12 protein-coding genes are annotated in these 12,406 nt (G+C 68.0%); 4 read left to right on the top strand and 8 right to left on the bottom strand.

The features are described 5' to 3' along the window. Window positions 1-91: 91 nt before the first annotated feature. Window positions 92-841, top strand: coding sequence for a recombinase family protein (locus tag ACOGXD_RS09370; RefSeq protein ID WP_419914472.1), 750 nt, complete (start codon window positions 92-94; stop codon window positions 839-841). 321 nt (window positions 842-1,162) lie between these two features. On the opposite strand, the gene ACOGXD_RS09365 is transcribed toward ACOGXD_RS09370, so the two are convergent. Further along, a complete protein-coding gene (locus tag ACOGXD_RS09365; protein WP_419914470.1) occupies window positions 1,163-1,378 on the bottom strand; it encodes a hypothetical protein in 216 nt (71 codons plus the stop codon). Between the two features lie 163 nt (window positions 1,379-1,541). Between ACOGXD_RS09365 and ACOGXD_RS09360 the strand changes: the two genes are divergently transcribed. Both ACOGXD_RS09360 and ACOGXD_RS09355 read left to right on the top strand, forming a co-directional pair. After that, a complete protein-coding gene (locus ACOGXD_RS09360; RefSeq protein WP_419914468.1) occupies window positions 1,542-2,369 on the top strand; it encodes an enoyl-CoA hydratase/isomerase family protein in 828 nt (275 codons plus the stop codon). Between the two features lie 49 nt (window positions 2,370-2,418). Further along, window positions 2,419-3,204 carry an enoyl-CoA hydratase gene (locus ACOGXD_RS09355; RefSeq protein ID WP_419914466.1) on the top strand — a complete coding sequence of 262 codons (786 nt, stop codon included), beginning with the start codon at window positions 2,419-2,421 and terminating at the stop codon, window positions 3,202-3,204. Here the strand turns inward: ACOGXD_RS09355 and rsgA are convergent. Then, entirely contained in the window at window positions 3,191-4,309 is a 1,119-nt protein-coding gene (gene rsgA / locus ACOGXD_RS09350) for a GTPase RsgA (protein ID WP_419914464.1), read from the bottom strand. The two genes, ACOGXD_RS09355 and rsgA, sit on opposite strands and share 14 nt — an antisense overlap. Next, window positions 4,302-6,137 (bottom strand): ABC transporter substrate-binding protein, encoded by a 1,836-nt coding sequence (locus ACOGXD_RS09345; RefSeq protein WP_419914462.1) that lies wholly within the window; start codon window positions 6,135-6,137, stop codon window positions 4,302-4,304. The genes rsgA and ACOGXD_RS09345 overlap by 8 nt, the downstream gene beginning before the upstream one ends. A gap of 144 nt (window positions 6,138-6,281) precedes the next feature. On the opposite strand from ACOGXD_RS09345, the gene ACOGXD_RS09340 reads away from it, so the two are divergent. Next, entirely contained in the window at window positions 6,282-7,460 is a 1,179-nt protein-coding gene (locus tag ACOGXD_RS09340) for a DNA recombination protein RmuC (RefSeq protein WP_419914460.1), read from the top strand. Here ACOGXD_RS09340 and ACOGXD_RS09335 read toward each other — a convergent pair. The 5 genes from ACOGXD_RS09335 to paaA all read right to left on the bottom strand — a co-directional run bounded on the left by ACOGXD_RS09335 (window position 7,457) and on the right by paaA (window position 12,378). Beyond that, a complete protein-coding gene (locus ACOGXD_RS09335; RefSeq protein ID WP_419914458.1) occupies window positions 7,457-9,793 on the bottom strand; it encodes a xanthine dehydrogenase family protein molybdopterin-binding subunit in 2,337 nt (778 codons plus the stop codon). The genes ACOGXD_RS09340 and ACOGXD_RS09335 overlap by 4 nt on opposite strands. Window positions 9,794-9,915: 122 nt before the next feature. Further along, window positions 9,916-10,689, bottom strand: a complete 774-nt coding sequence (paaC, locus tag ACOGXD_RS09330; RefSeq protein ID WP_419914456.1) for a 1,2-phenylacetyl-CoA epoxidase subunit PaaC — start codon at window positions 10,687-10,689, stop codon at window positions 9,916-9,918. Continuing rightward, complete coding sequence (locus ACOGXD_RS09325; protein WP_419914454.1) at window positions 10,686-10,958, bottom strand: 1,2-phenylacetyl-CoA epoxidase subunit B; 273 nt, start codon at window positions 10,956-10,958, stop codon at window positions 10,686-10,688. The genes paaC and ACOGXD_RS09325 overlap by 4 nt, the downstream gene beginning before the upstream one ends. Beyond that, window positions 10,955-11,461, bottom strand: coding sequence for an iron-sulfur cluster assembly protein (locus ACOGXD_RS09320; protein WP_419914452.1), 507 nt, complete (start codon window positions 11,459-11,461; stop codon window positions 10,955-10,957). The genes ACOGXD_RS09325 and ACOGXD_RS09320 overlap by 4 nt, the downstream gene beginning before the upstream one ends. Beyond that, the gene (gene paaA, locus ACOGXD_RS09315) at window positions 11,458-12,378 is read right to left on the bottom strand and encodes a 1,2-phenylacetyl-CoA epoxidase subunit PaaA (protein ID WP_419914450.1); all 921 of its coding nucleotides are present in this window, start codon (window positions 12,376-12,378) and stop codon (window positions 11,458-11,460) included. Before paaA ends, ACOGXD_RS09320 begins: the two co-directional genes overlap by 4 nt. Window positions 12,379-12,406 lie beyond the last annotated feature (28 nt).

Raw genomic sequence — 12,406 nt, 5'->3', positions numbered from 1 at the left:
GCACGCCGGTCCCGGAAGGGGACCCATGCAACTGATGCCGCCCGACGGGCCGGCCTGCGCGCGAATCGTTCACTTCAGGCACAGTCCCCGAATGGATGAACACACATATGAACTTGACGAATTGAAGGCAATCTCGTATGCGCGGGTATCTACGGGGTCTCAGGCCGCGTCGGGCCTGAGCACCGACGCGCAGCACCGCGCCGTGGAACGGGCCGCAGCTGCTCAGGGCTGGCAGATCGTGGAGCGCATCACCGACGGCGCCGTGTCAGGCACGACCCCCACCCAGCAGCGGCCGCTGCTGCAAGCAGCACTCGAGCAACTCCGCGACGGCCACGTCCAGGTACTCGCCGTAGCCCGCTCGGACCGCCTCGCGCGTTCCACGATCGAGCTGCTGCGCCTCTACGAACGCTCCCAGGCCGAGGGCTGGACCCTCGCCGTGCTCGACTTCCCCGCGGGCCTCAGCGGCCCCGAAGGCCGCATGTGCATAGGGTTCCGCGCCCTCGTCGCCGAATTCGAATCCGACATGGCACGCGTCCGCACCAGCGAAGCACTCGAGATCGCCCGACAGCGCGGCACCCGCTTCGGACGACCCAGCCGCCACAGCGACACCGCCAAAAAGCTCGCATCCCGCCTGCGCTCAGCCGGCCACAGCCTCGCCCAGATCGCAGCAGCGCTCACCGACGCCGGCATCGCCACCCCCACCGGCAGCACCGCCTGGAGTCGCTCATCGGCAAGATCCCTGCTGCGCACCATCGACCACGACACCGCCGCCCAAGCACACCAACAGGCCTTCACGCGATCAGACAACGACGGCGACCCGCCAAAGCGGCACGCCGCGTAGACACCATCACCGCCCCGCTTGACACAGCACATCAAGCCTGTGCACAATACGAACGATTAAGGCACACCCCAAAACACCCTCTGACCAGCAGGTTCAGGCCGCCGCGCGGGTCCGGGGCCGAGGTTTGCACCCCGGAAATGACGCCCGAAGAACAACGAAAATCGACGGAATAGCACCACATCACTGCGGCCCGGGCATCCCAAGAACGCCGGCAACGACGCAGAACGGCACCCAGCCGCCGAAATCAGCCCCGGATGACCGCCCCGCTCCCGGCGAAACCGGTACCGACGTCCGACCTGCGCCGCCAGGCGGGGCAGATCGCTAGGCGAGAGTCGCCAGCACCTCGACAGTGTGCTCGTACGGCTGAGCGGTGAGGTGGGCGAAATGCGCTTCGTCGGAGCCGTAGATGACGCCCGTGCTCTGATCAGGCGGCAGAGGCGCGGCCCCGGCTGCAGCGCGGAGGTCTGCGATGGAAACCATGCCGTCATCGGCCGATGGGTCGGCGGCGGGATCAACTGGTTGCGGGGTTGCGGCCACGACGGCACCTATGCTCGCTATTCGTCATCATTGACGCTACAGCAGCCGCTAATGGGCACGAAAGCGATTTTCGCCGATGCTCCGCACAGCGTGTTCGGCCGCGTCGGCAGGTCATGCCTCAATGGCGACTCCTGGCCGAGCCCGGTTGCCTAGCATCGCCGCGATGTCAGAGAACCTTGCCGGCGACGGCACCGACGATTGCACGCCGACTGATGACCCGGACGCGGCCGTGCTCTATGAGGTCGCGGGCGGCGTGGCAACGATCACGCTGAACCGGCCCGACTACCGCAACGCGCTCAGCGTCGAGATCGTGAACGGCATCGGTGATCACTTCGAAGCGGCGCTGGCCGACCCCGGAGTGCGAGCGATCCTGTTCACTCACGTGGGCAACACATTCTGCGCGGGTGCGGACCTGCGTGCCGCCCAGCCCGGCGTGCCCCAGCCGACGCTGCGCCACAACTTCGTGGAGATCCTCGAGAAGATCATGACCTGCGACAAGCCGGTGGTGGGCCGGCTTGCAGGTCATGTCACCGCGGGCGGTGTGGGGCTGGCTGCAGCGATGGACATCTCGATCGCCGCCGACGACGCCATCATCGGCTTCACCGAAGTTCGCATCGGCGTGGCGCCGGCCGTGATCTCGGTGGTCTGCCTGCCGAAGCTGCGCCGGGCCGATGCCAGCGAGCTGTTCCTCGAGGGCGAGCGGGTACCTGCCCCCCGGGCAGCAGCGGCCGGGCTGATCAATCGAGCAGTGCCGCGCGACCAGCTCGACGACGAGGTGACGGAAACGCTGCGTCGCCTGGTGCGGGGCGGCCCCAACGCGCTGGCCAACACCAAGCAGCTCGTCACAAGAGTGCCGCAGATGCCCCGCAGCGAAGCATGGGAGTGGACTGCCGAGTTGAGCCAGCGGCTGTTCCAGAGCGACGAGGCAGCAGAGGGCATCGCCGCATTCCGCGAACGCCGCGACGCCAGCTGGGTCCCGCCCGAATCCTGAGTTCGGCTGATCCGCGCCGGATCGACTCCGGGCGGTAGCGTCAGCCGCCGTGAGCGGGCAGGTGCATCTCGAACGCGACGGCCACGTGGGCCGCATCATCCTGGACCATCCGGAGCGGCACAACGCCATCAGCGCGCAGATGTGGAACGGCATCACCGATGCCGCGACCGATCTGGAGAATGACCACGAGATCCGGGTAGTGGTGATCCGCGGCGCCGGCGAGCGCGCATTCGCGGCCGGTGCCGATATCAGCCAATTCGGCGAGCAGCGGTCTGACGCGAGCGGCAACCGTGACTACGACGACACGACGTCGAGAGCCCATGCCTCGCTGCTGGGACTGTCCAAGCCGCTCATCGCTGCCATCCACGGCTACTGCATCGGCGGCGGTCTGGCGGTGGCACTGACGGCTGATTTGCGCGTCGCGGCGGAGGATGCGCAGTTCACAATCCCCGCTGCTCGCTTGGGGCTCGGCTACGGCGCCGCAGGGATCGGAACGCTGATGCGGCTGGTGGGACCCTCAGCCGCGAAGCGCATCTTCTTCCTGGCCGATCGCTTCGGAGCGCAGGAGGCCCTGCAGATGGGTCTCGTCAACCGGGTGGTGCCCAAGGCGCACCTCGAAGCGTCGGTCACCGAGTGGACCGACCTCATCGGCCAGAACGCCCCGCTGACCATCGCTGCCGCCAAGGCGGCGCTGACCCAATGGCAGAAGCCGGAGTCCCAGCGTGACTTCACCGATGTGGAGGCAATGATCCGGACGTGCTTCGACAGCGAGGATTATCAAGAGGGCGTCGACGCGTTCATGAACAAGCGCCGCCCGGAGTTCAAGGGCCGCTGAGCGAGTCGCCTGCTTCCATGTCGGCGACGAGCTGGAGGTAGGTGCTCAGGCGCTCGGCCGCCAGCTCGCCGGATTGCACCGCAGCAATGACCGCGCAGTCGGGTTCGACCGTGTGTGAGCAGTCGGCAAAGCGGCAGTGCTGAGCGAGCGCCGTGACATCACCAAACGTCCGCTCTAGGCCGTCGAGCACGGACGCGCCCGCCGGGAGGCCCAGATCACCGCTCCAAGGGATCAGATCCTGCAGGCCCGGGGTGTCCACGAATGTCCCTCCGTCGGGCCCACCGACCGGTACAAGCTGGCGCCGCACTGTCGTGTGCCGACCGCGGCCGTCTGGACTCAGCGGGGCGACCGGCATCACATCGGCGCCGGCGAGCCGGTTGACCAGTGATGACTTGCCGACCCCGGACGGTCCGCCGAGCGCGACTGTCGCACCGTCGCCGGCCAAGGCGCCGAGGCCGTCGAGCCCGCGACCGTCGAGGGCGCTGGTTGCCAGAATCGGCACCTCGGCCGCTGCGGAGCCGAGTCGACGACGCAGCGCATCGACGGTCGCTTGATATTCGGCGCCCGACACCGTGTCGATCTTGTTCACGACGATCACCGGTCGAGCGCCGCCGCTGAACGCCGCCGTGAGGTACCACTCGATCCGGTGGCCTGCGGCGTCCGGCGCCACCGAGCCGGCAGCCCCAGCGAGTGCCGCATCGCTGGCAGGTGCGGCGGTTGTCACTACCGCCAGCACGTCGGCGTTCGCTGCCACCAGTTGCGGCCGCGCGCGTGGCCCCGCTGCGCGCCGGCACAGCAGCGAACTGCGATCCAACACGCTGGTGATCGCCACACGGCGGTCGTGCCGAACGTCGAGCGTGCGCACGACCCAGTCCCCGACGGTCGGGTAGTCGAACGGCGTTCGGGCAGCGCGGCGTGCCGCGGCGTCGAGTGCTCCGGTGACTTCGCCATTGCTGTCGAAGAGTTCGTAGGCACCGCGGTGCTCCACGGCGACGCGGCTGACGGTCTGCCCGCTCGGCACCTGGGGTAGCGGAAGGGCGCGACGCTGCCAGCCGAGCTGTGCCAGCGCCGGCGCGGCGGCGGATGGATCGGTGCTGTCACTCACGGCGCAGCCACACCTCGTCGTAGCGACCGACGCCGAGTCGTTGCCCTTCGACCACCCTGCCGTCGGGCAGCGACACTCGCCCCAGCCCGGCCACATCTGCCGGTGCCGCCACGACGCTCGACGAGTAGGCCAGGAACACGTAGGGAGCTTCATTGGCGAGTTCGGCCATGAACTGCGCTACTGCGTCGCGCCGGTCGTCTCCCGCATCCGTCGACTTGATCAGGCTCACCAAGGCACTCAAGTGCTCACCGGTGACGTTGGACGCGTTCAGCGGCGTGGTGCGCACCGGTCCGACAGCGGCCGACGCCAGCACCGCCGGGTCAGACTCGCCGCCCACCCGCCAACACGTTGCGCCGAAGTCGCCAGCGAACGACGGGCTCTGGACCACCGAGCCCATGACCCGGCTGACGAGTCCCGTGCGGGCCAGCGTTTCAACGTCGACGTTGACGAGACCGGTGCTCTCCCACTGGCGCTTCAGCTCGGCGGTCATCCGGCCGAGGGCGAGGTCGTCGGTGCACAGCACCCTGACTCGCACCGGCTCGCCCGGATCCCGGCCGTCGGAGCGTTCGGGATCCTCCGTGTACTCACGCAGCAGCGCATGGGCGCGCTCGGCGTCATGGCTCGGCCAGGCCGCTGCAACCTCCTCCGAGTACCAGATGCTCGCAGGCGACCACCATTGCGTTGCGGGCAGCGAGTCGACGTCAGGCCCAAGCGCAGCGACGAGCCGGGACTGGTCGGCAGCAGCCAGCAACGCTCGCCGCACGCGGATGTCGTCGAGCGGAGCGCGCAGCAGGTTGAACAGCACCGCTCCTGCGTTGTCGTCGTACCGCTGGACGGCAGTGAGCGGTCGGCCCCCGCCGTCGGTTGCCGCGGCCACCGCCGTGGACAGCTCGGCCGATCTCGACATCAGAATGTCACCGCGGCCGTCGAGCAGTGCTTCGAGCCGCTGGCGCTCGTCGGGGATCTCGGTGAAGACGATGTCGTCGGCCCACGGCAGTGTCGAGCCATCTGCCGCGGTGCGCCAGTAGTCGGGGTTCGCCTCCAAGACCGCCGGCTCCCCCACCGACCAGCGCCGGAAGACGAACGGCCCGGTGCCTACCGGCGCTCTGGCGAAGGTCTCCGGCTCGGACTCGGCGGCGACGGTCGAGAAGACCCGCCCGACGGGGCCGGCCAGTGCAGCGGGAAGGCCGGCGTTGGGTTCGCCCACTTCGATGACCAGCGTGAGCTCGTCGACGACGATGACCGAGGTGATGCGGGCCTCCCGCAGGTGGCTGCTGCTGGCTCGACCCGAGCGCAGGTAGTCGTCGATGCCGGTCTTGACCGTGAGCGCATCCAGCGGCTCGCCGTCGGTGAACGTGATGCCCGGCCGCAGCGTGACCGTCCATCGCTGCAACGAAGGGTCCGCGGACACCGACTCTGCCAGCCAGGGTTCCACCGATCCGTCGGGCGCCACGACGGTGAGCGTCTCGAGCACGTGGTCGAGCACATTGCGGCATGACCATGCGCAGACGTGATCCCACGGCGTCCAGCCGGTGATGGGCGTGGGGTCGGCAGCCAGCAGCACGCGCAGCGTGCCGCCCCGGCGCGGTGACGCGTCGGGCAACCGCTGCGTCGTCGGCACATCTGCCTGCCCGGTTTCGCCAGTCGTTGGGGTGTCGTCGGCAAGTCCCTCGCCGTCAGCGATCGTCGGCGTCGGAGCGGCCGACGTCGCCGGGGTGTCGTCAGTGGCGGTGCTGCACGCCCCGGCCAGCAGCAGAACCGTGGCCAGGGCCGGAATGCCGGCGCGCAGCGATCTCAGGAGACGCAGCCTTTGCTGCTCGTGACCCATGAACGCGTGCTGGCGTATGTGCTGTGCACCATTTCTGACGCTAGTGGCGCGATGATCATGACCGATTAAGGAGTGAGCCCTATGTCCACCGGTCTTGCCGTCGTGCTGGGTCTCCTGGCAGGTCTTGCCGTCGGGGCGGTCATCGTGTGGGCCGCGCTCTCCCGCCGGTTGGCCGATGAGAAAGTCGAGCGCGAGCGGCTCATGGGCGACATCGCCGAACGTGACCTTGAGCTGGTCAGGACGCGAGCCGCTCAGGAAGCGCAGCGTGGCCTGGATGAATCACGCTCGGAGCTGACCGAACAGTTCAAGGGCATCGCCGCACAGATCACCGAGTCGAACCGGGAAACCTTCCTGAAAGAACTCAACCAGTTGACGAACCGCCAAACCGAGGCAGCGGAGAAGAACGTCAAGCAGCTTCTCGATCCTGTTCATGCTGATCTTCGCGACTTGCGCAAGCACGTCGATCGAGCCGAAAACGCTCGTGAGAGTCTTGCGAGTGAGACGCAGCAACTGCGTCAAGTGCTTGGCGACTCGCGGATGCGCGGGGCTTGGGGCGAACAAGGGCTCCAGCGAATCGTCGAGCTGGCAGGGCTGCGCGAGCGGGTTGATTTCGTGACCCAGACCGCTATTGGTGCTGACTCGCAACTGCGGCCGGACATGGTTGTTCATCTTCCCGACGACGTAGACGTGGTGATCGACGCGAAGGCACCCCTCGACGCGTACAAGCGGGCGATTGAAACCAACGACGAACGAGAACGTGACGAATACCTGCGTCAACATGCCGAAGCCCTCCGGGGCCGTGCCAAGGAATTGGGCGATCGCAACTATGCAAACTCGCTGGAGAACGCTCCCGAATTTGTCTTGATGTACGTGCCGACCGATCCGATCTTGGACGCGGCGATCGACGCACGGGAAGACATCTGGGAGGAGGCCTGGACTAAGCACCGTGTGCTGATCACCAGCCCGAGTCTCTTGATCGCCGTGCTGAAGTCAGTCGCGTTCGCATGGAAGCGGCGTGATGTCGAAGAGAACGCCAAGCAGATCGCACAGCTTGGCCAGAGGCTCTACGAGCGCCTGGGCACTCACGTCTCCCATCTCGAACGGGTCGGCACCAATCTCGGCCGGGCCGTCACTGCCTACAACCAGAGCGTCGGTTCGCTCGAGGGTCGGGTGCTGGTCACTGCCAGAGAGTTCGACAAGCTGGGGGCGGTCGAGGCCGGCACCGAGATGCCTGACCTAGAACAACTCGAAGCCGGAGTACGGCCGCTTACCGCACCGGAACGACGTGCAATTGAGGACGCCGACGAAGGTGAGACGCCCTAGTTGTTCGAAGACGTGGCGTCGGTGATGGCTTGCCAGACGCGCTGGGGGGTGAGCGGCATGTCGATGTGGCGGATCCCCAGGTGGGCGACGGCGTCGACGACGGCGTTCTGGACTGCGGGCGTGGCACCGACGGTGCCCGACTCGCCGATACCCTTGGCGCCGAGCGGGTTGATGTGCGTGGGCGTCTCGAGCACCACGCGGTCGAAGAACGGCAGCTCTGCCGCAGAGATGATCGGGTAGTCGGCGAAGTTCCCGGTGAGCGGGTTGCCGTCGGGGTCGTAGACGAACTCCTCGTACAGCGCCTGGGCCGCACCTTGTGCGAGTCCTCCGTGCACCTGCCCGGCTGCGAGCAGCGGGTTGAGGATGGTGCCGGCATCGTCGCAGGCCACGAGCCGGCGAAGCTCCACCTCGCCGGTGTGGCGGTCGACCTCCACCACGGCGACATGGGTGCCGAAGGGGAACGTGGGTGCTTCGGAGTCGAACACCTCCTCGGCATGCAGCAGGCGCGGCCCCGCAGCCCTGTCGCCGTCCGAAGTGCCGTCGCTCTCTGACGCCTCGGCGGCCGACGCGAGATGTTCGGCGATCGCCGTCCAGCCCACCGACACCGCCGGCGTGCCCACAACGTGGAACGCGCCGGCCCCGGTGTCGAGCGTGATGTCCGCCGGGTCGGCTTCCAGCAGGGTCGCCGCCACCGAGCGGGCCTGATCGACCAGCGTGCCGGAGGCTTCCCAGATGGCCGTACCTGCCAGCTGCACCGAACGCGAGCCGCCGGTCACTTCGCCGCGGGGTACCTCGTCGGTGTCGCCATGGACGATGTGGATGCTCTCCATCGGCACCCCGGTGCGGTCGGAGATGAGCATGGCCCATGAGGTGTGGTGGCCCTGCCCGTAGGGCGATGAACCGGTGCGAGCCACGATGCGACCGCCCGCCAACAGTTCCACTGCCCCGTACTCGGAGCGTCCGATGCCTGCGGTGCGCTCGACGTAGGTCGCCAATCCGATGCCGAGCAGCTTGTCGTCGCCGTCCGCACGGCGGCGGGCCTGCTCTGCACGCAACTCGCTGTAGCCGGCCGCGTCGAGCGCAGCATCCAGGCTGGCTTCGTACGCGCCGGTGTCGTAGGGCATGCCGGTGCGGGTGGTGAGCGGGAAGACCTCCGGCTGCAAGAAGTTCTTCCGGCGCACCTCGGCGGGGTCCATGCCGATCTCGGCAGCGAAGACGTCGACCGCACGCTCGATGGCCGCCGCCGCTTCGGGCCTGCCGGCGCCGCGGTAAGGACCGGTCGGCGTGGTGTTGGTGAGCACCGAAACCGAGGTGAAGCCCAGCGTGGCGATGTCGTAACAGCCCGCGAGCATCGCCCGGCCGTTGTTCGGCAGCGCCGCACCCATGTTCCCGTAGGCGCCGGCCTGCTGCACCACGTGCACTGCAAATGCCGTGATGTGCCCGTCGCGGCTGCCGCCGATGCGGCAGTACTGGATCTGCCCGCGGCCGTGCACGAGACCCACCATGTCGTCGGTGCGCGAGGGCACCCACATGACCGGCCGGCCGGTGCGAGCTGCCAGCCAACCCAGCAGCGCTTCCTCGGGATGCGGGCGAGCCTTTGCCCCGAAGCTCCCTCCCACGTCGCGCGAGAGCACGCGCATCTGGGAGCGGTCGAGTTCGAGCATCTTGGCGAGTCCGGCGCGTACCGGGTGGGGTCCTTGGCCGGCATTGACATGGTGCAGGCGTCCGTCGTCGGCCCAGCGGCTCGCCGCAACGCGCGGCTCCAGCGGGCACGGCGCAATGCGGTTGTTGACCGTGCGGACCTCGGCGACCGCCTCGCATGAGTCGAAGTCGGCCTGCTCGCCGTCGAGCGACATGCGGATGACGACGTTCGGCTCCGCCATGCCGTCGAACAGTGCGGGGCCCTCGAGCGCTGCTTCAGGATCGACGATCGCCGGCAGCGGCTCGTAGTCGACGATGACCAGCTCCGCTGCGTCGATCGCCGCGGCCGGACTGTCGGCCACCACGACGGCGACGGGCTCGCCCACGAATCGCACCCGGTCGGCGGCCAGCATCGGCCGCACGATGGCGGCGTCAAAGGCCGGATTCGGCGACGGGTAGGGCGCCAGACTGACATCGGCTGCCGTGACCACATCGACCACACCGGGCGCGTTGCGTGCCGCGCTCACATCGATGCCGCTGATCTCGGCGTGGGGAACCGTCGACGTCACGTAACAGGCGTGCGCCATGGGTTCCCAGTCGGCATCGACGGCGAGGTTGGCGACGAACTGTCCCTGGCCGCGCAACAGCGACTCGTCCTCGCGCCGGACGACAGATGTTCCTCGCAATGCCATGAATGCCCTCCGTTGCGCGACCCGGCTCTGAGCCCCGGCGATTGTGGCAGGTCCGCGCTCGGCTCACCTGCGCCCGCCACGCCCCGGGCTTCGCCGGCGCCGCCGAACCGATGGGCGTGGAGCTACCAGACCGCCGTCGGGTCGATGGAGAGCACTTCGACCATTTCGGCGTGCAGCGCCGCAAAGTGCGCCGAGCGCCGACCTGCGCGGCCGTTCGCCGATGCTGCGTTGGCGCTGCCAGCGGGCCACTGTGGCTGGTATCCGGCGCTCGCCACAGCCTCGTCGACCGCTTCCTGCCATTCGGCACGCTGGTCGCTCAAGGGACGAGCCATGATGCCCGCAGCAACGAGGTCATCAGCAGCGCAGCCGGGCGGCAGCTCGAACAGCTCGCACGCCAGCGGCGTGAATTGATCGAACAGCGGGAGCAGCTGCGAACGACCTGCCTCGGTGCGCAGCAGCCGTGACAGCAACCCAGTCGCGTGGCGCAGGTGCGATCGTTCTTCGGCCAGGGCGCGACGCGCAACCGCGCCGAGGGCTTCCCACGAGGAGTCGGCCAGCGCTGCCCAGCGGACGGTCTCGGCGGTGTCGTACAGGAAGTGCCGGACCAGGGTTTCGCCCCAGTCGCGGCACGGCAGCTCGGTGAGGTGCGCGCTGCGGTACTCGTGCGCCTGGCGTCCATAGGCCAGCGCGTCGACGTCGTCGCCGAGCAGCCCGTACAGCGCCCGAGCATGACCCAGCTCGTCCTGGCTGATCGACGTGAGTGCCAGATCCTCCTCGAGGAACGGGCCGACAGCGATCCACCACGCCAGGTTCTGGCCGATGCACAGCTCGTCATCGGCGAGCGCCAGCACCATCTCGCGCGCGCCGTGCGTGCTTGCCGGGGCCGAGTCGGTCATGAGGCTGACTGGTCTCCGGCCTGCCGCAGATCCCGCAACAGCGCTCCGTCATTGTGGCGGTGAGGTCGGTCTGCCATCTCGAGCTCGACAGGGTCGGCGACCAGCAGATCCTCGCGGGCCACCACCCACATCTGGTCTCCCTCAGAGCGCCGGGTGTAGCAGTCGCGGGCGAAGCTGAGGGCCAGATCGTCGTCGGGCGCTTCGAGCGCGCCGACATGGATGAACGGATCCTTGCCGGGACGCTTGAGGAACACCTCGTAGGTCTTCATGCCAAAGCCGGCATATCAACCCTGCCGACGACCTCGATCGGGTTGCGGCAGCTCGGGCACCATTCCACGCTGCGGCACGGCGTGGGCCCGAAGTCTGACCGGTGCTCCAGGGCATCGTTGCCGCAGATAGGGCAGCTCGCGGTCGCCGACCGGCTTCGCACTGCCACTGAATACTCCCGAGCCAGGAAGCCCACCGCCGAAGGCGCGATCCGATCCGGCGTCCACACGGGGTCGTCGACGAAGGTCACTTCGATCGAGACGTCGGCACCGGCACACGCCGTTCGCGCAGCATCGGTGACATCCCGGGCGATGACATCAAGTGCGGGGCAGCCCAGCATGGTCGGCACGAGCTCGATCCGAACGGTCGAGCCGCCGTCGCTGCTGCTGACTCGTTCGAGGATCCCCAACTCCGCGATGGTCACCTCCGGGTATTCCGGGTCGCACACCTGCGACACCGATCGGCGCACAGCCGCGACGACGCCAGCGAGAACCGCTCGGCTCATGCGGGCACCGCCGCGGCCTCGTCCAGCGCGGAACGTACCCACGCTGCCCCATCCCAAGCGAGGCGCGCATCGTTCAAGCGGCGAGCACTGTCGGGCCCACGGCCGGCGATGGCTGCCTTCAGCGCATCCCAGTCGATCTTCCCGCTGACCCAACGACCGGTTTCGGAGTCCTGGTGCAAGTCCGGGTCGGGAATGGTGAAGCCCGCGGCGGTCAGCTGCGGCACCATCTTCTGCACAAACCGGTCCCGCAGATCCTCGTTGCGCTCAGACTTGATGTGCCAGCGCAGCAGCACGTCGTCGGGCCTCGTGTCGGGCCCGAACAGCTGCACTGATGGCCACCACCAGCGGTCGATGCCTTCCTGCATCATCTCGTGCTGCTGCGCGGTGCCTTTGGCCATCTTCAGCAACAGCTCCTCGCCGTTGCGCATGTGGAAGCCCTCCTCGGCGATGATCCGCCGCAGGATGCGCTTGTAGGGCCCGTAGCTGCAGTTCTTGAAGACGGCCTGCTGGCTGGCGAGCGCCGCCGCATCGACCAGGTACGCAATGGCGATCTGATCGCCCCACGAGTACGCCCGGTAATGGAACACGTTGTGAAACGTGGTGCGCCCCGCAAGCAGGTCGGCGGTCATCTCGTCACGGGTCTTGACGCCCATGTCGGCCGCCACCATGTACAGCAGGTGCGCGTGGCCGATCTCATCCTGGGTCTTGGCCAACGCAGTCAGCTTGTTCGTCAGCCCCGGCGCCTTGGCGATCCAGTCGCGTTCGGTCAGGCCGCCCATGTACTCGCTGTTGGCGTGCAGCTCGATGAACCGAAACACCGCCTCGCGGTATGCGTCTGGCATGTCGTCGTCGGGCTCCACCAGCCCGCCGTCATCCAGAAAGGCCTCGAAGTCGTCCATCGAGTCCCAGCTGCGCATGATCACCTCACTGTCACGGGGGACAGTG

The organism is Candidatus Poriferisodalis sp., assembly GCF_965204125.1.
GTDB lineage: Bacteria > Actinomycetota > Acidimicrobiia > Acidimicrobiales > Poriferisodalaceae > Poriferisodalis.
The sequence above is the reverse complement of the archived record's forward strand: the minus strand, read 5'-3'. Positions and strand labels throughout refer to the sequence as shown.